This is a genomic window from Micrococcus sp. HSID17227 (assembly GCF_003989405.1).
GTDB lineage: Bacteria > Actinomycetota > Actinomycetes > Actinomycetales > Micrococcaceae > Micrococcus > Micrococcus luteus.
Map to the genome: position 1 here is coordinate 1 of NZ_RBLN01000474.1, position 688 is coordinate 688.

Sequence of the window (688 nt, forward strand, 5' to 3'; positions counted from 1 at the left end):
TACGGGGTCTTCGACCACGAGCGCCGGGACGGGCAGCCGTTCGTCACGGACGTCGTCCTCCACCTCGACGCCGGCCCCGCCGCGGCCGGCGACGACCTCGCCCGCACCGCCAACTACGCCGGGGTCGCGGACACGGTGGTCCGCCTGGTCACCGGGGAGCCGGTAGACCTGATCGAGACCCTCGCCGACCGGATCGCCCGCGCCGTCCTCGCCGAGCAGCCCGTGGTGACCGCCGTCGAGGTCACCGTGCACAAGCCGCAGGCGCCCATCCCGCACGACTTCGCGGACGCCGCCGTCACCGTGCACCGCACCCGGGAGGACCTCGCGTGAGCACCGTCGACTGGACGCACCCGGCCGAGGGCCCCGCGCCCGTCCCCGAGCTGGGCACCCGCCCGGACGCGCCCGTCCCGGCCGTGCTGGCCCTCGGCGCCAACCTGCGCGAGCCCGCGCAGACGCTCGACGCCGCCGTCGCCGCCCTGTCCGCGCTGCCGCACATCACGGACGTCCGGGCCTCGCCCCGGGCCGTCACCGCGCCCGTGGGCGGGCCGCCGGGGCAGCCCGACTACCTCAACCAGGTGGTCACCCTGCGCACGGACCTCGCGCCGTGGGAGCTGCTCGCGGTGGCGCACCGGCTCGAGCAGGACCACCATCGGCGGCGTGAGGTCCGCTGGGGCGCGCGCACCCTGGA

Annotated in this window: 2 protein-coding genes; both read left to right on the plus strand. The window is 77.3% G+C overall.

Annotated features, from left to right (window positions below):
• The coding region (gene folB, locus D8M29_RS12740) for a dihydroneopterin aldolase (RefSeq protein WP_127446048.1) at nucleotides 1–330 on the plus strand (330 nt) is incomplete at its 5' end.
• On the plus strand, nucleotides 327–688 hold a 362-nt coding region (gene folK / locus D8M29_RS12745; protein ID WP_127446049.1), incomplete at its 3' end, for a 2-amino-4-hydroxy-6-hydroxymethyldihydropteridine diphosphokinase. The genes folB and folK, both read left to right, overlap by 4 nt.